Raw genomic sequence first — 23659 nt, 5'->3', positions numbered from 1 at the left:
TAATTTATTAATATATATAATCTATCAAAAATTTGATGAATATATTAAACTAAATAGAAATAATCATTGGTATTAGGAGATGTTAATGTGACAATTCGTGGAACATATAGCACCAAACCAGTTGTATATTGGTGGATATTAGTTAGTTGGATGCTTATTATGACTACCTTTGAGTATTACACTTGGCGCGATGGTATATTACCAACGTATCGGCATGGTCATCCTGTCTATGCCGGCTTAATTTTATTCAACCAGGTTTTTGCCGGATTGTTCTTTTATTTTGGATGTAATAACTTAATGATTCCGCTACGCTACGCCATGATTAAAAAAGCTGAAGCAGAGCATGAATTAGCACTATTAGCTCAACCACTGCCCAGGTCGTTTCACCCGCGTGTGCAATTGCTATATACGACGTATAATGACTTTATTCCGTCGGCGTTAGAAACGTGTTTACATCAAACTTACGATAACGTGGAAACTATAATTTTAGATAATAGTGATGATCCAGTTATGATTTCAAAAATAAAACAGTTTGCGGCGGTGCATGAACACGTTAAATTAGTATCTGATCGCCACAACACCCATGCTAAAGCAGGAAACCTAAATCACTATTTATTAGGAGTTGGTAAAGGTACTTATGATTATTTTGTGATTTTAGATAGTGATGAATTGATCGAACCCCAATTCGTAGAAAAGTGTTTGAAGTTCTTTTATTATTCTGATAATCTAGGAATCCTTCAATGTAACCACATTAGTGGTCGTAATGTTAATCAATTTATGAGTGTGTTTTCACATGCTGCCAATACTTTTTGGCCGATTCAAAATACCGTCCGTAGTGCAGAAGGTGGGCATCTAAAACCACTCGATGCAACTACAGGTAAGCAACCACACAGATTATTAAAGGGTTCAACGACTTGTATTGGGCTTGGGCATGGGGTAATGGTATCTAAGGAATGCATGGATGCAATTAGAATGTTTCCACACATGGTGGCTGAAGACTTAAGTGTCTCATTTCAGGCCATTTTACAGGGATTCGACATTAAATTTGCATCCCAAATTTACGGGAACGAAGAATTTCCAATCGACATGAACGCTCTAACGATTCGCTCGGTTAAATTCTGCTCAGCTAATTTTGAATTTTTTAAAGTGTATGGAAAACAGTTGCTAGTAACTAACCTTTTGACGATTTCGCAGAAGTTAGATTTATTAACGTTCACATTATCGGTGCCAATCTTCGCATTCCAATACATCAGTTTATTATTATGTAGCATCGTTTTTCCATTAGCACATATTAAAATTGGTAGCCAAGCCTTCATGCTCATACCGGCATTATTATGTTATTTCAGTCAAACAATTCCAGATGGAATATTCTCTGTTGCTAATGGAATGACAATTGGTCAAATGTTAGTTTATGAAATCCAAAGCATTCTACTGTATGGTTCATCATATTATATTACAGTTAAATCAACAATTTTAGCACTATTAGGTAAGAAAGCAAAATTCAACGTAACACCTAAAGTTGGTCATAGAGTTACAGTGGTGGATATTTTTGAACACTATGGAGACTCAATGTTATTTTCAATTTTAACAATTGTGATGGTAATCGCTGCAAGTAAATCACCATGGATACTGATGTCATTTTTACCAGGTTTATTGGGACCATGGATGGCATTAATGAGTAATAAAGAAACAAGGACACAAAAACAACTAAGTCAGCAGTTGATAGTTTATGACCAACTAGCACTTAGCACTGATAATAATAAACACCACCCACTAAAATGGAATAGTTAATGTTGATTTTAAATATAAGACCAAAGGTCCAGATCAAAAAAACGTCGGTAAAATCAGCTTAAAAGGATAGCTTCATTATTTCCCAAAAAACCAGCTATCACATTTGTGATTAGCTGTTTTTTAACATTCTTGATTCTGGTTATTCCTGGACCAATTGTTGGGATTAAAAGTATCTACCGAATTAGTAGCCATTTGTTCACGATATAGTTTCTCTTTCGCATTCAAAAAAGCGAGTCGTTGTTGAGCAGCTTGTACTTGCTCAACCGCCAATTGCTGTTGTTCTTGAATCAACTGGTACCGTTCCTGTAGTGATCGATTTCCTTGCAAGCACAGTGCTACATAGTGTTTGACTACCTTAATTGGCATCCCCGTTTGCCGCAAATAATGACAAGCTTGGAGCCAGTCTAATGCATTTTGGTTGAATAATCGGCGATTATTAGCATCCCGTTGCATCGATGGAGCAAATCCTTGATCAGCGTAGTAACGCAGGGTATGTTCAGAAATCCCAAGCCGTTTAGCAGCCTGTTTTACCGTCCACATTTCAGATTGAGTCATTTGTACGTCCTTTCCTATTGACTGAGAGTTACTCTCAAGTTTTATGATTAGTATAACTTAAAAATAAGAAAAGAGGAATTTCAAAATGGATCTATCAAATAAAGTCGTTATTATCATGGGCGCATCATCCGGAATTGGGGCGGCAACTAGTGAACTACTTGCCAAGGACAATGCAACATTGGTATTGGGTGCTAGACGAATTGACCGTTTGAACGACATCAAAAACCAATTTCCAGATGCTACCATCGATACTCACGAAGTCGATGTTACTAACTTTGATCAAGTTAAGGCGGTCGTCGATGATACCGTTGCAAAGTATGGCCGCATCGATGTTATCTACAACAACGCCGGTATTATGCCTACGGCTCCACTAGTAGAAGGTCGCCGTGATGAATGGAAACAAATGTTAGACATCAATATCATGGGCGTATTGAACGGCATTGCCGCAGTACTACCAATCATGGTAAAACAACAAAGCGGCCATGTCATTACTACTGATTCTGTTGCTGGTCACGTGGTAGGCCCAGATGCTGCGGTTTATTCAGGTACCAAGTTTGCAGTTCGTGCAATTATGGACGGTCTTAGAATGGAACAGGCTGAAAACAACATTAAAACCACCATTATCTCCCCCGGTAGCACTGGTACTGAGTTATTTAATTCGATTAATGATGCGGATCAAAAGAAGTTTGCAGAAGATTTCTTTAAAAACATCAACGGCCTTCAACCAGCACAAGTAGCTAGCGCGGTAGAATACGCAATTGGCACTGCTGATAACATGTCCGTAAGTGAAGTAATCGTACGGCCAACTCGTCAATCACTTTAATCTTTACAAAAGCCACCCCATCTTAGGTGTGGTTTTTATTTTTGACTTGCCTTCTAGTTACTCGAGTCCTTTACAATAACAGTAATTATAAAAATAAAGGAAGCGGTTCAAATGCAAGCACATAGCCAAAAGTTCGGGATGGTATTACCAATCGTCTTAATAGTATTTTTCATGATTTTAATTGATAACTCGGTCGTTTTTACAAGTAGTGACTATATTGAACAGACGCTCCATTTAACTTCCCAAACTATCGACTGGATTTCTAACATTTATACCCTAACATTTGGTAGTTTTATTTTATTTGGTGGCCGATTAGGTGATATTTGGGGCCGCAAAACAGTATTGATCATTGGATTACTACTATTTGGAATCACCTCACTGATTGTAGGATTATCGATCAACTTTCCCATGATCGTTATTGCAAGAGCTGCCCAAGGAATCGGCGCAGCCATTTTAGCGCCCACGATGTTAGCAATTATCATGGATAACTATCAAGGCCAAATGCGTGCCAAGGCAATTCAATACTATTCACTTACTGCAGGAATTGGGGCTAGTATTGGGTTTTTGTTTGGTGGAATCATCAATACTTTCCTATCATGGCGCTATGGATTTTTGATTAACGTCCCCATTAGTTTCATTATGATTGGCTTAGCAATCAAATACATCAGTAACCGGGCTAGTGATGACCAAAAGTTAGACATTACAGGGACCATCTTATCATCGCTAGGCCTACTGCTCTTGGTCTATAGTATCAACGGTACTACTTATCGCTTAATTGCATTGGGCCTGGCAGTCATCTTATTGGTACTCTTTATTCAACACGAAAATGGGTTAACTAATGCTATGATTCCACTATCGATTTTTAATAATCCAGTTCGAAACTTTGCATATCTAGCCCGCTTCTTAGATACTGGAATTATGATTACGTATCTATTCTTAGTTCCAGAAATTTTACAAAGTAGCTACCACTTCACACCATTGGTCGTTGCATTCGCATTACTAGCACAAATGATTCCACAATTCATCTCATCATTATTCGTTGATAAATTCATCCAGCATTTAGGACTAGCGAACACGGCAATCATGGGGAGTATCGCAATGGCAATTGGTCTTGCTGCTGGGGTTTATTTGCCCCTTCATCTCGGTTTTTCAATTACCTTCTTGATTCCAGTAGCCCTAATCGGCTTTGGCCAAGGCGTCATTATATCTCCACTAACTAGCTATGGAATCGCATACATTCATGATCATTCCATTTCAGGAGCCGCATCTGGAATGTTGAACATGGCACAACAAATTGGATCTGCCGTCTGTCTAGCCATTACCGTTACGTTGACCAGCAATATCATAACGGTGCAAAATAAGTACCAAATGGAATCAGTTATTCTAACCGTTATGGCATTGTTAGTATTGGTATTACTGTTAGGGATTAAACGAAAGGAACAAAAATATTGAAAAGATTAAGTATTAAACAAGCAGCTGAACAAACTGGACTCAGTCAATACACGATTCGCTACTATACGGATCAAGGGCTAGTCCCATCGATTCAACGGGGTCCGAACAATGAACGCCTCTTTGATCAACAATCCATCAACTGGTTACTCGGTGACCATGCCCTGCGTAAAACGGGAATGTCCATCAAAAATCTAAAAAGATATGTTCAACTATGTCTAGATGGTGATGCCACTATTAACACACGAGCAGAAATTATTGAGCAACAACTAGCTATTGGTAGACAAAAGGTTAGGGAAGCCCAACAGCAAGTCGAACATTTGGAAGCCAAGTTAGCCAAGTACCATCAAACAATGGCTGACCATAATGATGACTCATATAATCCAAAAAATTGGTAATTAAAAACTCGCATTCTAAAGATCAAATGCGAGTTGATTTTTATTCATGTTTAAAAATGGTCTGCACAAACACAGTTGCAATTACGAATAAGCCCCCGATAATTTGTACGAATGATAACGGTGTACTCAAAAACGTTACTGATAACACGGTCGCCGTCAATGGTTCAAAGGAACTAAGCATCCCCGTAGCCGATGGTGAAATATACTTCACACTGTTGAGGTAGAAAAGATATGCTAGCATTGTTCCGAAAATAATAATGAAGAAAATACTAGCCACCACTGGAAATGATAACGTAGGCATCGGTTCACGCACTAATACGACCGTAAACGGTAGGCTCCCGATCGTCATTCCCCACCCCACTACTAACCGGGCATCAAAACGGGCTAATAACTTCCGGGGCAAAAGTGTGTATGAAGCCTGACTCAATCCAGCACCAATCCCCCAGGCTAATGCTGCGATCGACAACGCTAAGCTGTCAAAGTGCCCCTTGGTAACTAATAGAAAGGTCCCAATGACCGCTAAGATTACGGATACAATGTCCACGCGACTCGGTAAACTCCGGTGGGCAATCGTTAGATACCCAATTATAAAAATAGGCCCTAAGAACTGTAAAACAGTGGCAGTCGGTGCATTCCCGTATTTAATCGCCATAAAGTAAGCTAATTGGGATGGTAGCATCCCTAGCAATGAAAACCCGATTAATGGTAAGCGTGCGGAGCGATCCTGCCAAATACTAAAGATCGATTCATGTTTAATGATGCCACTCCATGCTAATAACAATATTCCGGCCACTAATAATCGTAGTCCGACCAACCACAAGGGCGAAACGTGCTGCGTTGCAAATAGATATTCAGCAATCGTTCCTGACATTCCCCAACAGATTGAACCCACTACGGCAAAGGTAATCCCCTTTTTTTGATTCAAAATCAATCGTCTCCCTAACGTATGTAGTAACTTTATTCTACCACATCATTAAGTGAAACTTAGTTATGATTTTGCATGTCTTTTTCAATTTCATATTCTTCATAATAACTATGGTGATTTTTGATTTCACCAGATTTATATAAACCAACTTTATGATGAAGACGGTTAATTGAAACGTCTAGCTTAGCACGTTTAGCTACTAGTAATTGCTCTTGTTCTTGTAATAATGATTCACGTTCCGCTCCATTTTAATTAATTCAATGTACTTCCTCAACGCCTTGATGGCAACCCCTGATTGGCGAAGGCACACTACCATTTCGACCCATTCCTGTAAATCATCATTATAGTAACGATTTCCATTGGGTCTACGAGGAACGTTTGGAATTAATCCAATTCGTTCATAGTAGCGTAAGGTTTCAATCGGCACACCATATTTAGCACATAATTGTGTAATTGATAATTCCACAAAACCACTTCCTTTAATCATTATTATATTAGGTGAAGTTAACTCCAGGTCAAATTTTTATCAATAATTAATCACATTGCTTGCACTATAGTTAGGTCCAGGTGGTTTAATAAGGATATCCATTAAAATCAAAGGAGCCTAATTCATGAAAACATTAATTTTACTATTTCACCCCAATTTAGAAGGCTCGCGGGTCAATCAGGCCTTTCGAGCAGCCGTTGAGAACCAACACGATGATAACATCACAATTAGAGATGAATACGCACTCTATCCAGATGGCAACATTGACGTTACAGCTGAACAAAAAGCAGTTGAATCAGCTAACCGCATCATTTTTCAATTCCCATTTTACTGGTATAGTGCACCTAGCCTACTGAAAAAGTGGGAAGATGTTGTCTTATTATATGGTTGGGCATATGGATCAACTGGAAATGCACTCCACGGTAAACAACTCGGTGTGGCCGTTTCCGCTGGTGCACCGGTTGAAAATTACCGCCCTGATGGTTCCGTTAACTACACTATCAAAGCACTACTAGCACCATTTAAAGCCACGAGCAACATGATTGGCACTAAATTCATCAATCCATTCATTACCCCTGGGGTGATGCAAAACTTAGATGAAGATCAACTAGCTCGCCGGGCTCAAGAGTACGTTGAATACGTTACGAAGGGAGAATAAGTGATTACCATGCCTAAATTTATTGAATTTGCGACTCCCAATCAACAAACTGCTAGCCGTTCAGCTGATGAACGGACTCAAATCGTTAAGGATCACATTGCATATTTAAAGCAGCAAGCCCAGTTAAACAACGTCATCTTTGCGGGTTCTGCTACTGATAACACCGGAGGCCTAATCGTTTATGAAGTGGAGTCTAAAGAAGCGGCCCAAGCATTGATCAGAAATGATCCATTGACTAAGGCAAACATGATGGATATTGAAATCCATCCCTTCCAAACGCTAGCTGACCATTAAACTAAAGCATCTCAAATGAGGTGCTTTTAAGTTTGCATTTATTTGACTATTTAGTCAAATAAATGTATATTAATCGCATGGGAAGAACTAAAACCTTTGATCCGCACACGGTTCTGACTCAAATTGGACAATTATTTATCCGGAGCGGCTATAACGGCACGTCTTTAGACGATATCGTCAAACGGACTGGGCTGTTACGTGGTAGTCTTTACAGTACATTTGGTAGCAAACAGGGAATGTTCATTGCCGCCCTAAAATTAAGCTTAGCCGGAAGGGATGACCAACTAAAATGGGGATTACTAATGGTTGCGATGCTAGAAGTTACCCCTCGCAGTAAAAAGGTATTTAAAATTGTCCAAGCTTGGTATGAATCTAATCAAAGTAATCAAATTGCAGCCCAGATTGGGTTAGCACTACTTAAACATAGCGGAATTATTCATGGAGATGAAAATAATGGAAAACAAAGTTGAATTAACTAATGACCAATTGATCATATTACCGCAAGGAGTGAACAAGCTTGCGGCGCTAAAAAGCAAAATTGTAATTCCATTAAGAAACGTTGCCGGTGCATCCATTGATACCGGAATTTTAAACGAAAGTAAGGGTTTTAAAAATCTAGGCACGGCCCTGCCAAATTATTGGGCTGGTAGCTTTGTTAAAGATGGCGAAAAAACATTCTTCAATATCAAGCGTGGTAATAAACCACTAGTAATCCAACTAAAAAATGAGCATTATCAACGGTTAGTCCTAGGTGTTGATAATCCTGAACATTTAGTTGACGCCATTAATGATGCCATTTAAAACTAAAGGACTCAGATAACGTAGCATCGTTACCTGAATCCTTTTTTAGTTAATGTTTTTATCTTGCAACCAAATTTCGTGTAGCAGCGGAAATCGGCTAATGCCGGATACCACATACCATTTATCATTCCAAAATTGCATTTCTGAATCTGATTCATTAATTACTTTCTCTAGCTTAGCATGGGCGTCATAAGATGCTTGGCGTTTATTTGCCAAGGCATTGGTGTCAAATTCAACTAACCGTGCCCGATATTCAGCCTCTGTTTCAACGGATAGGTAGCCAGATTTTAGCACTTGAATCGGATCGACCACTTCATTCCATGCACTAATGAAACCAGCTAACACGATATCTCGATCAGCATCAGTTAAGTAGTTAGAAATACGATTAACGTAATACTCTACTTGGATGAAGTCATCTTCAATTAAGTCCGGATAGTCTTCAAAGCCCTTGTATTCAATCATTAACACTTGTTGATCATAAAGGAGTTGATAATTTTTAATCACGCTACCAGGAATGCGAACATCCCGAATCAATGAAGTTTTACCAACCAAATCCATCGCATCCAACTGTTGTTCATCATATTGGTTAGCCGCTTCAATTTGCCAATATAAGAAGTTATCATTTCGAAACGAAAACTTAGTAGCACTCACATCTACATACTCAGATAGTTCATGGATGAGCTGTGCAAAAATCTTAAAGCCATCGGTGCCACGTTGAACTGATTTACCATGGTTTAATGGTTGGCGGCCCCAAGTGAGCGCGTACACCTGTCCGGACTTAGCCAGCAGTAATACTTGGAACTGTTCAAATTCATTGTCCAGTTGCACTCGATTGTGTTTACCAATGATATCGATAAAGTGGTCATTCAGATTGTAATTATCAAATACTACATGGTCTAAGAACGGAAAGTGTTTTGTCATTGCTATGCTCCTCTTTGGATATATTTGTGATTTAAGTATAGTGAATTGGGGGAATGGATTCAATGAAAGTGGCTTGGGTAGTTATTGATCAAATTCCATAAATTTTTCAAAATAGTTTCTCAATTTATCATCTTCAAAATAGATTCGAACACCATTAATTCCACGGGTTAAAAGCACGTAGTAAATATGTTTAATAAAATCAGTAAAAGCTTCGTCATCAAAATCATTTTTTTAAATTTGCCGTTAGTATCCATATAATTATCCTTTACAGCAATAATTTTACCATCATCAGTAACGGTAATATCTTTGGAGATAATCACTCCAGCATAATTTAAATCAATTCCTTGAACAGCATGAATTGAGCCAATCTCATTTCTTGAATTCTTTTTATTAATCCAATCTTCATTAGTAGAGTTCCAACGCCACTTAGCATCATCCGATTCGATCCAGTCATATGCTTCCTTGTTTTTTCGGCTGACCCATTTTCTAGTGTATCCGCCCATTACCCGATTTTGGGATCCAGGGTCATAGTTTTCGTTATAAGTAAGATAATCAAATAATTCCGTAATCGAATCCACTACTCCAAAGTAAGCATCATAATTGGGTTCAGTACAATTAAGGTACTCTCTAAACAATGCCTTATTAAAGGGTCGTGATTCGATTTGGAGAAATGAAAGAATTCCATTAATAAAATCATCACTAGTATATTCATTTTCTGAATCATCATTAACGTTAATTCGATACTCGGACTTTAGCTTAAAACGTTTAAAACCATTATTATAAATATACTTTTGATAGTCTTTTCTAGGGATATCATTGGGCCTTATTTGTTGTGATGGATCATATAACAATATTAAATTATCAGTAAGTGCACCTAACATTTTTAATTCGTTTGCATTCTCATCATAATTGCCATTTTTATCCTTAAAAATATCCATCGTCGTATGTTGCCCCTTAGAATAATATCTTCTAAGTCGATGCGATTCATCAACAATAATAAAATCATACTTCTTTTTTGATCTAATCAACGACAAAGCACTTGTTACTTCAATATTATCAACATTATAGGCATTAAATATTTTTTCACCGGTCTTTTTCCAGTTACTTTTCACCACAATGCCAATTTTAGCGTTAGGAAACTTTTTATTAATTAACGCTGCTAAATTAGTCAAAATAACAGTCTTACCAGTCCCAGCTAACCCACTAATAACGTAATTACCAGGTTGATTAGCAATTGTATTAATAATTTGAACCTTATCGTTAGGCAATGCATTAAATGGGGAGTACTTAAATAGGATTGACTTTTGAATATCAGTTAGCGATTCATGCTTCACATAACCTCGATTATATAAAATACTCCAAAACGGTTTAATTACATTGAAAAAGACATTGTCCTTATTATCATAAGACTCTGATGTATTCCCAGACGTGTTATTATCAATCATCATTCTAGAACCATCGTAGTCAGATGTAATATACGTAATTAACTGCTTTTCAATATCATCCAATGACTGTTGATTTATTAGTTTTCCAAAATCAATCATTACTTCTAAATATTTACCATTAAGATATCTACGATTAGGTTCTTTTAGATGTTCCGCATGTCTATCTTTAAAGTGCTTAGTTTGCCCGACATAAATGTTTCTATCACCATGATAAACATAAATAACATCACCACGAGTTAATTTTAGTTCATCCCGACTGGTTATTCTGTCATGGGACGGGATCAACTCACCATTTCCCTTTTTAATTTTAAATTCTTTCGTTATAAATCCATTCGCCATTAAAATTGCTCCATTGCCCATCAATATTAGTATATTAATATTTGACGTTAAATTTTTTAATACTAACTATTTTAAGATGTGATTACGATCACTGGCTTTTAATAAAGCTGCTCTTAATTCATCATCCACCGCATAGATATATAAACCATTGACTCCCCGTTTCATCAAAACATTTAATTCATTTTGCAGTAGTTCTTCAGATACATCCTTCCTTTCACCATTATCTAAAGTCCTACGCTTAGTTGCCTTCTTATTTTTACTAGCTGCAGCATCATAAATAATTTTTCCATTTCGATATTTTACCGATGGACCAATTATTAATCCTGCGTAGTTTAGATCAAACCCTTGAATCGTAAATGTAGATCCAATCTCATCAATTGTTTGTGGTTGTTCCACCCAAGGTAGTTTTGCAAAGCCACGTACTTTTGGTAGTTGAGTGTTCCATGGCAATGTTAAATTTCCAGCCCGAACTAACCAGTTACCACCTTGTTCCGGTTTTTTAATCTTATAATCCCAATCATACGTCGCAATCATTCTAGACAATCCTTTACGATCATTTTCTTCCTTAGAATTATGACTTCGAATAGAATCATACATATCTTTCGCATTACGGGCAATTTTTAAATCATAACGACTATCATTAGGAATTTTATCAATTTTTCTATTGAAGATTAAATCATCAATCCACCGCAACGTATCCAAAGATGCTTTAATTCGAATTTGATTATTTAAATGAATCAAATTATTTTTCGAACTCGCCTGCGCTTCCATTTTTTCAATGTGATCTGGCGTAATATATCCAGTTGTAGTTAAAATTTGGTTAGGATCAAAAACAGCAACAACGACTTTAGCGTGTTGCAGTAATTCTGTTAACTGATTGCCACCTTGATATGCTTGAATACTTTGCGTCCAAAGTAGGTGTGCCTCGTCTACTAATACTACATCTACTTTTCCTTCACTTAACGGATGCTGATTTAAAAAGTTAGATGGCTTATTAGCAATAAGTGGATCTAACTTATCAAGTCCTAACTTACTAGCAATTCTTTGATAAACATGAACTTGTTCCTCATGATTAACTAAAATATATGACTTGGGATGATGTGCATTATTATCAACTTGCGATTTATTTAGGCTATTAAACAATTGACTAAGTAAAACCGTTTTGCCAGTTCCAGCTGCACCTTCGACCATTAACAGAGTTCCCGTTTCTTGGCCCTTATATTCATTTAATAACTGATTAATTCGAATTTCGATTTTTTCAGCAGCTTGATACTGTTCTGGAGTTAACTTATGAAATGGTGATGATTTAAATAATGATGAAACCTTAATTACTTCTTCAGCTGGGAAAACATCTGAGTTTATATGATGTAATTGACGCCATATTTTTGAAAAAATGGGGTTCAATTCTTCATAGGTGTAGTACTGCTCCTGATTATTGGTACGTCGATTGTTAAGTCGACTGATTTTATCTGAACTCAATAAATACATCATCATTCGGTTTTCAATATCCATTGTTAATGACTTATTAAAATGATCATGACCAATGACTAACATATTCGCTTTATCATTAGATAGACTTAAAAAATCAGAACGTTTTTCAACTAAATGCTGATTAGTTCTGCGTTCAATGTCATTAGTCTCTCCAACATATGCATGATATCCAGAGCCAACTTTGTCCAAAATAATATAGACAGTCGGGAATTTAAAAATAATTCGTTGATCATCTAAATTGTTTTTCAACTGATTCTTTAATTTAGTTAGACTGTTCTTCTTATATTTAACTTCTTTGATAATTGGATACTTATCCATATAAATAACCACCTAATCGATTTAAACTCAATATGTAATTGTTATCTTAATGCATATTTTATATTATTTGTAACCCAAAGTACACGTGTGAATAAAAAATAAGAAGAAAGCTATAAGCTAACTTCTTATTTTTACACTTAACTTGATAATACAGCATCAAGTTCATCTTTAGATTTGTTGTTCGATTCTATCTTTTTAGTTTGTCGATATTCATCTGCTTCTGGGAACTCATTAAAGTCTACAGTGACATTATCATATTTTTTCAATTCATCTTTAATTTCATCAATACCGATTCTGAAAAATTCCTTTCGGTTATTAACTAGGTTCACACGATTATCATTAAATCTTTGGTGAAGTTTATTTTCCAATGCAAAGGCATCCGAACTATATACAAAGGCATGAACATCAAACTTAAATGGTACTGAAGCACTACTTAACTCATTAACTCGTTCTTCCGGTTTCATACGTCTTGTAACACCAATTTTAAATATGTTTTTTCCAAAGGCTCCAATATTAGAGATAATGTAAACATACCCTGCTTTAGCATTATATATACGACTATCCAAATCATTAGATTCATTTTCTTTGTCAGAAATTTGTCTTTTTAGTTTTTCAATTTCATCCTTTAGCCCTTGATTTTCTTTTTCTTGATTTGATCTCTCCTGTAGCTCATTAATTGCTTTTTGATAATGGTCAACATCTTTTTGAAGTTTCTTTTGTTGCTTTTCAGCCTCTCGCTTTAAAGCAGCATTTTCTCGTTCAATTCTTCTTTGTTCACGAAGCTCTTCTTTTTCTTCTTCTTTCTTCTGTTGATATTCAAATGCCAGCTTAAGCTCTCTTAATTTTAGTTTTAAATAATTATGACTTAAGCTAATCTCAGTAACAGCATAAATTTTATTATGTTGTTCAAAAGATTTATTAATTCTTTTTTCAATTCTTTCATAATTACCGTGCCTTACCTTCTTTATAGCCTCATCACATTCATTATTGAAGCTTCTTAAAATGGCTTTTATCTCGTTATTAACCATTTTTCTTCCAAGCGCCTTACTATTATTAACGGTCCAATTTGAATTATAGTTAACTGCTGTTTTGTCTTTAATCATTTCTTTTTGGCTTTTGCGAAGATCATCCAATTCATTTTTATACTGCCAAGTAGATTGGAATTCATAGTTAGGATTGTAAAGCCCATAATCAGCTATTTCTGAATCAGAATCTAAATCGCCAATTTTAGCTTTTAGATTTTCAATGACTTCATTTTCTTCTTTTATTTTATCCATAACCAATTTTAATTTTTCTTTTTGTTTAGATATATCAACATCTAATACATCAATTTCTTTCTTTTTATCACCAACTAGATTAATTAATTCATATGCTTCCATTTCTTTTAATGATAGCTTTTGATTAATTTTATCTTTTAAGTCATCATTTAATTTAGTAAGTGAACTAACCTCGTCGTTCAATTCAGTCACTTTCTTTTTAAAATAGTTAACATTAATGGCATCTTTTAGCCATTTAAACACTTTATTCATTCTTAACTCTCCTATAGCTTAAATGTATATTTATTAATTATATCATATAAGAACTAAAAGTATAATTAACGCATAAAAATATGAATAATTATTTATAGATACAGTAAATAGAATCAAAAGATGATGAAAGTTGAAAATAATACAATACCTATTGAATTAGTCCTAAAGACTCGTTTTTAATAATAGATTTCAAGTATTTTTAAGAACGTACAACTTCTTACAAAAGCACATTCAATCAAAAAAGCACCCTATAATCATTAGATTTGATCTAACAACTATAGGGTACTTAATGTATATGGATGCCTTATTCAATTATATTTAAGCCGAGTAACTCATTTAAATATTAATTACTTTTTATCATTACGCTTCTTTAATCCCAGTAATGATAATACACTCGCAATAATCACTAGCAACATTCCTAACAAACCAATCCGACTAACGGATTGACTTTCATTTGTTTGAGGAAGTTTATTTAACTTTCTATCACTATTATTGGAATGACTTGATGAACTAGTACTAAAACTAGTTGAACTATTAATAGAGCTACTTGAACTTGCGGAAGAACCATAAGATGAATTAACAGTAGAACTGGAATTAGATGACGATTGTGAGGATGCACTCGATGCCACAGATGATTGCGATGAAGCACTTGATGGTGCCGACGACTCACTCGATGCTACTGATGATTGCGACGAGGCACTAGATGTCGTTGATGACGCAATCGGCGTTGCTGATGATTGTGACGAAGCACTGGATGTCGTCGATGATGCACTCGGCGTTGTTGATGATTGCGACGAAGCACTGGATGTCGTCGATGACGCGCTCGGCGTTGTTGATGATTGCGACGAAGCATTAGATGACGCTGATGATGCACTCGGCGTTGTTGATGATTGTGACGAAGTACTTGGTGTCGTCGATGACGCACTCGACGTTGTTGATGATTGTGACGAAGTATTAGATGTCGTCGATGACGCACTCGATGTTGATGATGATTGCGACGAAGCACTTGATGACGCTGATGATGCACTCGACGTTGATGATGATTGGGAAGATGCGCTTGATGATGCACTTGATGTTCCTGATGACGTTGTTTTCGATAACACAATGTAGATGTTAACGTGCTTACCAAACATCATTTCACCATTATTTCGTGAATCAATATTAAACACTTGGTCTTGAGTTTGCGTAGTATAGTCATTTTGAAGACTATCAAAACGAATCCCATTAAATTGCCAACCATCTTTAGAATAATCAATAAATGACAAGCCGTCTTTATCCATTGCATTCTTAATAGTAGATGGTTCTGAACCAGTTAATTTAATATCATTATAACCATTAATTTGATTCCCATCCTGATCTACATAGTGAATGGTAAGTGGATATGACTTATCAACATTAGCTGGATCATTAGGGTCAAATGGTAGTAGAAAAACATAATTAGTAACAATTTTATTTTCACCAGAATAAGCAATACTCATACCAGTATTCAGTATATATTTATAATTGCTGTATTCACCCAGGTTATATCCATCATTAGCAATCAACTCAGTTGTCCCATATTGAGAAGTTTTAGTTTTAGTAGGTAAATATTGATCAAGAACATTATTAGGTGTTCCAATTGGAACTTTGGAACTAGTAAAGTAGATCTGCTTACCAGTAGAAACATCAATGTATGGAATATTAACTTGTTCATAGGGTTGATTAAAGTGCATATAAACAACTGCAGTATTATCGGAACCATCTGGACCATATGGATGCATTTGAGTGTTATCCTTATCATCACCTACCGTCCAATCAGCTATATGATAACCATTACTAGTTGACGAATCTGTATTATAGTTATAAGTAGCATATTGTGCTTGAACGTCACCAGAATATGACCAATCAGTACTAAACTGAACATTTGATTTATTAAAATCAATCAATGTATATGATTGAGGAGCAGTATCATATTTAGGCTGAACATTATTTGCATTTACTCCATAACGTGTAAGCATTACTGTTCCTGAATTAGAATCATAATAAATCCGATCACCAGTATAAGCAGTGACCTGTTTAGAAATAATTGCATTAGTAGGATTAGGTAACCCATTTGTCAAATTAGTTTTGTCATCTGAATCTAAGAACTTTAAATTAATGGTATATGGCTTAGCATAATTATTAATATCACCTAATTGATAAGCATTTATGCCTCCTGTACTATTTTCGCTATCCAATATTGGTTGACTATCATTAGCTGTAAAACTAATTGGATTTTGATAATTAGTATCATCCGGGAAATAATAATTACCATCATGATAAGATAAAATTGCTCCATTATCATCACTTAACACAACAGCATCATTGGGATAAAATACTTTCTCATTTCTTAATTCAGCATTTAAATTAGGATTATAATTATACATATAACGGGGTAATTTTACACCGGCAATTCCATTTTCTGTAGTAGGAACTCCTTTTGGAATATTGGCAGCTGTAGTTTGAATCTGGATGTTTTTTCTATCACTCGTTAAAACATGTAATTGAGTTGGATCATTACCAACTACATTTTAGCCGTACAATATGATTATCCTTATCAACTTGAACCACAATTGGTACGTCTGGATTAGAACGATTATCGCCACTATATCCAGATTGAGTCCATGGTACTAATTGAATAATGGAATTCTTAGGTAACTTATCAGCAGTGCTAATTGATGAATTAAATACTGTGGAGAAGTTAACCGCTCCAATGCCATTATTTTTACCGCTTACTTTGTTATAGTCTTTAATTGTATATGGATCATGTGCCAAATTAGTTGCTGGATCAGGATTATAGCTCTGATCGTAAGGACCCCATAGCCGATAGGTATAAAGTAGCTTTGGTACCGTTACATACTGTTCCCCACTAGCTGGTGTATTCGAACTTGAAGAAGGTACATAATAAACAACTGGTGTAGCTTGGTCAGTACCAGGATTATCCCAAGTCAACAGTGGTGATGAAACATTATCCTGTGAATCCCAAGTAAAGTTATTTTCTCCCAGGTTTCCACTTGGGTCTACCCCTAATGTTGCTGACAAATTAGTGCCACTACTTAAGAAGTTATTATTTGGATTTGATAAGGGATTGTCCGATCCATCGACAGTTATATTCGATGGATTAATATTAACAGTTGATTTATTTCCATAAAGCCCTTGAAAAGTAACCGTTCCATAAACTGCATCATTAGGATTAGTATCGCCCTTTTTCATAATTTTAACCCTTAAATTTTGGGTAATTGGCTTCGGCGTAACTTGGACATTTATTATTTGAGGGTTATTAGGATCTTCATAATCATTATAGCTTTCACTTTGTCCTGGAACTACACTAAAATATTTACTAGCCTCAAGATTGTTAAATGGCGTATTAATATCAATTGAATCAGCATAAATCCCCTTATATAATTCATTAGATGGGATATCATGTCTTTGTCTCATGTTGTCATAGTAATAGTAATTAATTTTAGCATAGTTAACTGTCGGCTTTAAAATAACCGTATCGTTTCCATTCATAAGCCCGTGACCTAAAATCGCTACTAAATAAGGTTGTTGATTATTAACTTGATTATTAATGGTTTGAGCTACATAGTCTTTATATAAACTAGGGTCCCCAAGAAAATTACGGTAATCAATGTCAAATGGTTCTCCATCATAACCATATACATTTTGGGTTATAGTCAACTCCCCATCAGGGTTGTTATTATTATATTTATTTGGTTGCGGATTCCCTGATAAATCTTCAAATCTCAACTTAAAACTGACTGTATAGTCTTTATTAACTGGATCAAAGTTATTTCCATTATCAAAGTAATCGTTATTATTAAATGACTCATTTGTATTAGGATCTACTAATTGATTCCCACTAATTTTAACCTGTTCACCATTTGGTAACGAAATGATATCACCATCGTTACCAGAAACAACATACGGGTTTTTAATTGGATTCCCATTTCCATCAACTTTGCTGCTTCGTAAGTATACTATTTTTTGGAAACTAGTATTGTTCTGATCGCTTCCGATTCGATCATCAATCGTATAACTATCAGTATTCATTAGAGTAGCAAAACTACTAGAAACATTGGAACTATCAGTACTACTGGATGCCTCTGAGATGGTGGTGCTATTAGATGTACTCGAAGCAGTATCACTATTGGAAGTCGCTGAACTAGTCGTACTACTAGAAGCACTCGAACCAGTATTATTATCGGAAGACGCCGAATTACTTGTACTGCTAGAAGCACTTGAAGCACTTGAAATACTTGAAGCGCTTGAAACACTTGAACTATTAGCACTACTGGAAGCGCTTTGACTAACGACACTATTTACTTCAATATTATTACTAACTGAATCAGCATTTACATTATTACTAATTGCTTTTTCAGACATAAATAGCCCGAATAGTGTAATTGTTACCATCATTAATTTTTTCTTATAACTAAAATAATTTCTTTTAGATTTTAGATAAGACCCACTTCTAAACTTAAATTTACAATAACGCAAAATTAGTTCATCCCCTTAAACTCAATTTGCTATTTTAATACATTAACAAATTATTAATCATAAATAATTACAAAACATATTCTAAAAATGTTTAATAAAAATTAATTACAATTATATCATTAAAAGTGATAATTAACAGCTACCTCCATAATTTAAAAATATAAATAATAAAACCAATATAAAAACGCCAGTGACTTAATCACTAGCGATTTTCCTATTTCTTCTTAAATACATTCTTTAAATTAATAATTTCATTTGGTAGAAATCTTAATAGTGGTGTACTCTTCTTTGGGTATAGCGTTAGTACTAAATCACCATTTACAATTTGACCTAAGTAAACATCCTTAATATCGTGATGTTGCTCGCTCAATAGATTCATCAACCATGATTCGTCCTTATGAATATGTTCTAACACATCTTCGTTCACATTACCATCAGTAATAATTGGCAAATTAGTCGTTGTATCGTGATAGTTATTAATATTCAACTCACCATTTTGTTCTAGGGTTACCTTACTAACCTGTTGTAAATCACTAACCCCAGAATTATTCAACTTGAACACTAGATCACTAGCCGAAACCCCACTGCGTAACGCCGTTGCGACATCAATCCGACCACGGCTAATCAAGACTTTCGGGCTCCCGTTCAGTAAATTCTTAAAGAAGTCGCTCTCATTGATCAAGACCTTACTACTAAAGATGATAACCGTCCAAATAAGCACGATTACAATAAACTCTAGGATGGAAATACTGAGGTTGAACACCGTCCCACCAACAATCCCTCCTAATACATAGTTTTGTAGTTCATCCACCGCATTTGCCGGATCTAAGTTCCCCTTACCAGATAAATTGATTTGGAAAACTAACATTAGGAATCCAATCAACAACTTACCAGCAATATTTAAGTATTGACCGTTATTCAAGTTTAAGTTTAGCCCACCGGACTTCACATACTGAATTTTTTCTGCAAACGGATGGACTTTCTTGGTGCTATAAACTTCAGTATCACTATTAATATCAACTTGGTAATACTTGTTATCTACCTTCATTACTAACTGCTTGCTAATGGTAGGCGAGCTAGTATAAATTTTCGATAACGCAACGTGATGCTCAGAACTAATTTTACGCATAATTCGAGCAATCTGTCCGGAATCACTTTGTGCTGAAGCTTGATTTTGAATCTTTCCTACTTCTAAACAAATGACCATCGCTGCGAATGCAAACATCACAATTAAAATATTGCGAAATTTTAAGTTGGTTCGATTACGATAGTACTTAATACCAATCACAATAATGATGGCGCTAATTAGTAAACCGACACCAATAAATAAGTAGTCAAGTAAATGTGAATTATGAGTTAAGTATTGATACGAATAAAATTTGATTGGTCTTCACTCCTATAATGATTTTATTTCTATTATAGCCTTATTTTAACAAAATAGTGTAAATATTATTTTGCAATAAAGCCTAGTCGAAATTATCACTAATAAAGAAAAATAAGGAACCCATCATAAACGATGGATTCCCTACTTAATTTTAAATATAATTATTAATTGCGCTTCTTGTAGTACATCCCAGCAAAGATTCCAGAAACTGCAATCGCTACTAATCCGAATAAGGATGCATTACGAACGGTTTGATTTTCACCAGTTTGTGGTAATTTAGCCTTACGATCATCGTTAGCGGCACGGTTGTTATATTCATGCTTAACAGTATTTGCAGATGAAGATTTATGACTAACCGCATTTGCCTTAGTTACATGACTCTTAGCTGCATTAACCTTAGTTGAATTAGTCTTGATACTCTTAGCATGATGCTTAGTGGCCATTGGTGCGGATGCATGCGTATGCTTTCCAGTACCAGCGAAAGCTTTAGCCCGTCTCTTAGCTGCTTTAGAAGCTGCGATAGATCTTTGTTCTCTCGCAAATTTTTCTTTTGCTGCTAATACTTTAGTTGAGTAATTCTTATCATTTTTCTTAGCAAAGTGATTATGCGAACGATAAATGCTACTGCCTTTCTTATGACGTTGCTTAGTCATATGTCTATTTGAGTGGTAGAATTCATCATTACCTTGATGATGCTTATGACCAGCTGGTTTGTGGAAGTGATGTCTACTACTACTTGCTCTTGGAGAAGCTGAGTTACCGCTTGAAGTAACTGGCTTGGCTTCACTCGATGTAGCACTAGATTGACTGCTACTACTTGAAGCAGTGGAACTTGAACTAGCTGATGAAGATGCTGCAGAACTATTAGCACTGGATTCACTAGCTGCAGAACTAGCCACGCTCGACTTAGCAGAATAAAAGCTTGGTGTTACTGGCGTATCATTAACCTGACTAGTTGTAGTAGAAACAACACTAGTAGGGTAGTAACCAAAGAATGAATTACCGCTAGGCGTAACACTCTTCTTTTGAACTTGAACTACGATATCATTAGTGGTTTTATTGTTATCACTTGATTGCCCACCGTTAGTGGATTTATTCGTATTATTGGCAGAAGCAGTGGCTTGAGCAAAGATTTGTTGTAACAAGCTACCATAGTCAAAATCACTGCCTAATGAATAATCACTGTCTAACATCCGATTCATTAAGTCATCTTGGTTAACTGATGTTAAATCAGCTGACCAATTGTCATTATCATAACTGGTATCATCATTGGCGCTAGTCGTATTAACATTTACGTACCCAACTAAACTATCGTTCTTGTATAAAGCAGCTCGATTCAATGTTACTGGAACCGTAAATGATTTAACTACGTTGGAACCATTCTTAATCGTTACGGTTTGATCAACCGACTTAGTTAAATCAGATTTAGATAATCCAGATGGTAGCTTAGTAGATTTGGCAGAGTAAATACTGTAAGAGTTCGCTACCTTATTGTAACTAATTGTTAATGATGATGCTGTTGGACTGTAACTATATGGTACTGACACTGCAGAATAGCTTGAAGGTGTGGCACCACTATAACCACTTACTGCAGGTGCTGAGCCAGATGCAAATTCAGTACTACCAGCTGCACTCCATTCACTATAAGTAACTGAATTCGTTATCTCATCATAAGTCCCCGTTCGATCATAGGTAACGGTTTGAACTACTGGATCGGCTACAGCTGATTGATTACTAGCATCAACAAAGTTAATCGTTCTAGTGAACGTCTTTTGTAAATCATCTTTAGTAACTCCACTTTGCGTACTATTATCATTAGCTGTGAATGATTGGGTCTTGTGAACAAGTGCAAGACTGTAAGTAGTATCAGAAGAACCAAATTTAAGATTACTCAAAGAACTAGCTGCTTCAGAAGTTAAAGCATATCCTGATGGAATTTCACTTTGTAATGAATTTACGTCTACTGCACTCGATGGTTGTCCAGATTGACTTGTGGTAGCAACGCTATTTCCATTGTCGGTAAAGTTAAATGTGTCTACTACACTATCTGTTGTAGTCTTTTTGTAAACTAGTGTAACTCCTTGAGTATTACTCAAATTAATTTGAAAATTACCACTAACTACAAAACTATTATTTGAAGAACTAACATTAGTTGAATAGTTATCCTCATAACCGGACGTTACATATCCCGATGGTGTAGGAACACTAACACTAAAACTATCATTTCTATAGATAGCATCACTAGTTAAATATTGATCTTCTGCACCACTAATTGGATTATTATTGCTGTCAACAAACTTAATTGTAACTGGATTATTGAACTGAGAGTAAGTAAAATCACTAGAATGAACAGAAGGCTCAGCACTAGTTAAAGAATATTTATCATTTTCAGCACTGGATAAATCAAATGACCAATCAATTTGATCGCCACCTCTATAATTATTTGATAATAAACTAGCTGGTAAAGTAAATAGCAATACGGATGTTGAGCTATTAAATGTAGGTCCACTAGTACCATTTATATAATACTTATTCATAAGATTAGTATCACTAGTAGAACTTAAAAATTGAACATAACTACTTACATCAGCTGAAGACACTGTGTAACTGCTAACAATTGAATTATTAGCATCTTTATGATAAGTTGTTAAATTTGAAATATGACTAACAACATCACTAGCTAATGGTGAATTATTATTACTATCATTAGTATATGTGAAGGCATTTGTATAACTATATTTCTTTCCATTTAAATCAGTAGTACTACCAACATTAATTGTGATATCACCATGATATACCCCACTGTTATTCTCAGTGACAGTATTACTAAAAGAGTATGAAGAACCACTACTCTGTAAAGAACTAGTAGAATAAGTAAAACTAGTAGATGTAGCAGGCTTAGACGACGTCAAAGAAACACCATTTTTCCCAGCATCATCATTACCATCCCGATAAGACAATTCATCAGTAACACCAACCACAGCAGCTGAAAATGTATTTGTATTAGTTGAGCTAGAGCCTGTACTCAAAGATACAGTATTATCAGCATTAGTGTCTGATGTTACATTATTAGATGCTGATGAACTAGTTAACGTTGAACCACTAGTTGTTGCAGAACTGTTAGTGGATGCAGAAGAACTAGTTGATGTTGAACCACTAGTTGTTGCAGAACTATCAGTGGATGCAGATGAAGATTCACTAGCTGAGGTAGCAGTACTAGATGCACTAGTAGGATTTGAACTAGCACTATCAGTAGCGGAACCATTACTAGATGATCCACTGCTAGCAGCACTAGTAGTATCTGCCTTAGCTTCAACTTGACTAAAGCTGTGGTTAGCTAATCCTTGGGGTGCAGTTTCCACCGCTAACAAGGTAAGAGCAGCAGTTCCTAAAATTACCCACTGTTTTTTAACCTTATGTAATACTTTTTTATCATTAGTTTTACGATATTTATTTTTATCAAACATAATATCACAATCCTTTCTATATAGTTATTTTAAACAATTAAAAACAATTTGTACAATAAAAGAGAC

18 protein-coding genes and 1 pseudogene are annotated in these 23659 nt (G+C 35.5%); 8 read left to right on the top strand and 11 right to left on the bottom strand.

Translation table 11 applies throughout. From position 1 onward, the window contains the following. The first annotated feature begins 159 nt into the window (after positions 1 to 159). A complete protein-coding gene (locus tag R4146_RS04005; protein WP_339960145.1) occupies positions 160 to 1791 on the top strand; it encodes a glycosyltransferase family 2 protein in 1632 nt (543 codons plus the stop codon). Between the two features lie 120 nt (positions 1792 to 1911). Here the strand turns inward: R4146_RS04005 and R4146_RS04000 are convergent, their stop codons facing one another. Further along, positions 1912 to 2346 (bottom strand): MerR family transcriptional regulator, encoded by a 435-nt coding sequence (locus tag R4146_RS04000; RefSeq protein ID WP_339960144.1) that lies wholly within the window; start codon positions 2344 to 2346, stop codon positions 1912 to 1914. A gap of 85 nt (positions 2347 to 2431) precedes the next feature. On the opposite strand from R4146_RS04000, the gene R4146_RS03995 reads away from it, so the two are divergent. The 3 genes from R4146_RS03995 (at position 2432) to R4146_RS03985 (ending at position 5016) form a co-directional block, all read left to right on the top strand. After that, positions 2432 to 3169, top strand: a complete 738-nt coding sequence (locus R4146_RS03995; protein ID WP_339960143.1) for an SDR family oxidoreductase — start codon at positions 2432 to 2434, stop codon at positions 3167 to 3169. A gap of 111 nt (positions 3170 to 3280) precedes the next feature. After that, positions 3281 to 4621: an MFS transporter gene (locus R4146_RS03990; RefSeq protein ID WP_339960142.1), complete on the top strand. Its 1341-nt coding sequence runs from the start codon at positions 3281 to 3283 to the stop codon at positions 4619 to 4621. Next, positions 4618 to 5016: a MerR family transcriptional regulator gene (locus R4146_RS03985; protein ID WP_339960141.1), complete on the top strand. Its 399-nt coding sequence runs from the start codon at positions 4618 to 4620 to the stop codon at positions 5014 to 5016. Before R4146_RS03990 ends, R4146_RS03985 begins: the two co-directional genes overlap by 4 nt. 40 nt (positions 5017 to 5056) lie before the next feature. Here the strand turns inward: R4146_RS03985 and R4146_RS03980 are convergent, their stop codons facing one another. Both R4146_RS03980 and R4146_RS03975 read right to left on the bottom strand, forming a co-directional pair. Then, positions 5057 to 5941 (bottom strand): EamA family transporter, encoded by an 885-nt coding sequence (locus R4146_RS03980; RefSeq protein WP_339960140.1) that lies wholly within the window; start codon positions 5939 to 5941, stop codon positions 5057 to 5059. A 59-nt stretch (positions 5942 to 6000) separates the two neighbouring features. Further along, positions 6001 to 6428: pseudogene (locus tag R4146_RS03975) on the bottom strand (MerR family transcriptional regulator). 124 nt (positions 6429 to 6552) lie between these two features. Here R4146_RS03975 and R4146_RS03970 point away from each other — a divergent pair. The 4 genes from R4146_RS03970 to R4146_RS03955 all read left to right on the top strand — a co-directional run bounded on the left by R4146_RS03970 (position 6553) and on the right by R4146_RS03955 (position 8181). Next, a complete protein-coding gene (locus R4146_RS03970) occupies positions 6553 to 7086 on the top strand; it encodes an NAD(P)H-dependent oxidoreductase (RefSeq protein WP_339960139.1) in 534 nt (177 codons plus the stop codon). 9 nt (positions 7087 to 7095) lie between these two features. Then, positions 7096 to 7380, top strand: coding sequence for a YciI family protein (locus tag R4146_RS03965; protein ID WP_339960138.1), 285 nt, complete (start codon positions 7096 to 7098; stop codon positions 7378 to 7380). 77 nt (positions 7381 to 7457) lie between these two features. Next, complete coding sequence (locus tag R4146_RS03960; RefSeq protein WP_339960137.1) at positions 7458 to 7850, top strand: TetR/AcrR family transcriptional regulator; 393 nt, start codon at positions 7458 to 7460, stop codon at positions 7848 to 7850. After that, positions 7834 to 8181, top strand: a complete 348-nt coding sequence (locus tag R4146_RS03955; RefSeq protein ID WP_339960136.1) for a hypothetical protein — start codon at positions 7834 to 7836, stop codon at positions 8179 to 8181. Before R4146_RS03960 ends, R4146_RS03955 begins: the two co-directional genes overlap by 17 nt. A gap of 45 nt (positions 8182 to 8226) precedes the next feature. Here R4146_RS03955 and R4146_RS03950 read toward each other — a convergent pair whose 3' ends face one another. The 8 genes from R4146_RS03950 to R4146_RS03915 form a co-directional block, all read right to left on the bottom strand. Continuing rightward, on the bottom strand, positions 8227 to 9102 hold the full coding sequence (locus R4146_RS03950; RefSeq protein WP_339960135.1) for a hypothetical protein: 876 nt from the start codon (positions 9100 to 9102) through the stop codon (positions 8227 to 8229). Between the two features lie 167 nt (positions 9103 to 9269). After that, a complete protein-coding gene (locus tag R4146_RS03945; protein ID WP_339960134.1) occupies positions 9270 to 10886 on the bottom strand; it encodes a DNA/RNA helicase domain-containing protein in 1617 nt (538 codons plus the stop codon). Between the two features lie 66 nt (positions 10887 to 10952). Then, a complete protein-coding gene (locus R4146_RS03940; protein ID WP_339960133.1) occupies positions 10953 to 12695 on the bottom strand; it encodes a DUF2075 domain-containing protein in 1743 nt (580 codons plus the stop codon). A gap of 137 nt (positions 12696 to 12832) precedes the next feature. Further along, positions 12833 to 14224, bottom strand: coding sequence for an SNIPE associated domain-containing protein (locus R4146_RS03935; RefSeq protein WP_339960132.1), 1392 nt, complete (start codon positions 14222 to 14224; stop codon positions 12833 to 12835). Positions 14225 to 14571: 347 nt separating this feature from the next. Further along, positions 14572 to 16629 (bottom strand): hypothetical protein, encoded by a 2058-nt coding sequence (locus R4146_RS03930; protein WP_339960131.1) that lies wholly within the window; start codon positions 16627 to 16629, stop codon positions 14572 to 14574. Between the two features lie 130 nt (positions 16630 to 16759). Next, positions 16760 to 18628 carry a hypothetical protein gene (locus tag R4146_RS03925; protein ID WP_339960130.1) on the bottom strand — a complete coding sequence of 623 codons (1869 nt, stop codon included), beginning with the start codon at positions 18626 to 18628 and terminating at the stop codon, positions 16760 to 16762. 328 nt (positions 18629 to 18956) lie between these two features. After that, positions 18957 to 20126, bottom strand: a complete 1170-nt coding sequence (locus tag R4146_RS03920) for a DUF3290 family protein (RefSeq protein ID WP_339960654.1) — start codon at positions 20124 to 20126, stop codon at positions 18957 to 18959. A gap of 164 nt (positions 20127 to 20290) precedes the next feature. Continuing rightward, entirely contained in the window at positions 20291 to 23593 is a 3303-nt protein-coding gene (locus R4146_RS03915) for a mucin-binding protein (RefSeq protein ID WP_339960129.1), read from the bottom strand. Positions 23594 to 23659: the final 66 nt, after the last annotated feature.

The sequence above is a fragment of the Nicoliella lavandulae genome, assembly GCF_037546185.1.
In the GTDB taxonomy this organism is placed as follows: domain Bacteria; phylum Bacillota; class Bacilli; order Lactobacillales; family Lactobacillaceae; genus Nicoliella; species Nicoliella lavandulae.
Note: the sequence above shows the minus strand (reverse complement) of the source record. Positions and strands in the feature narration are given on the sequence as shown.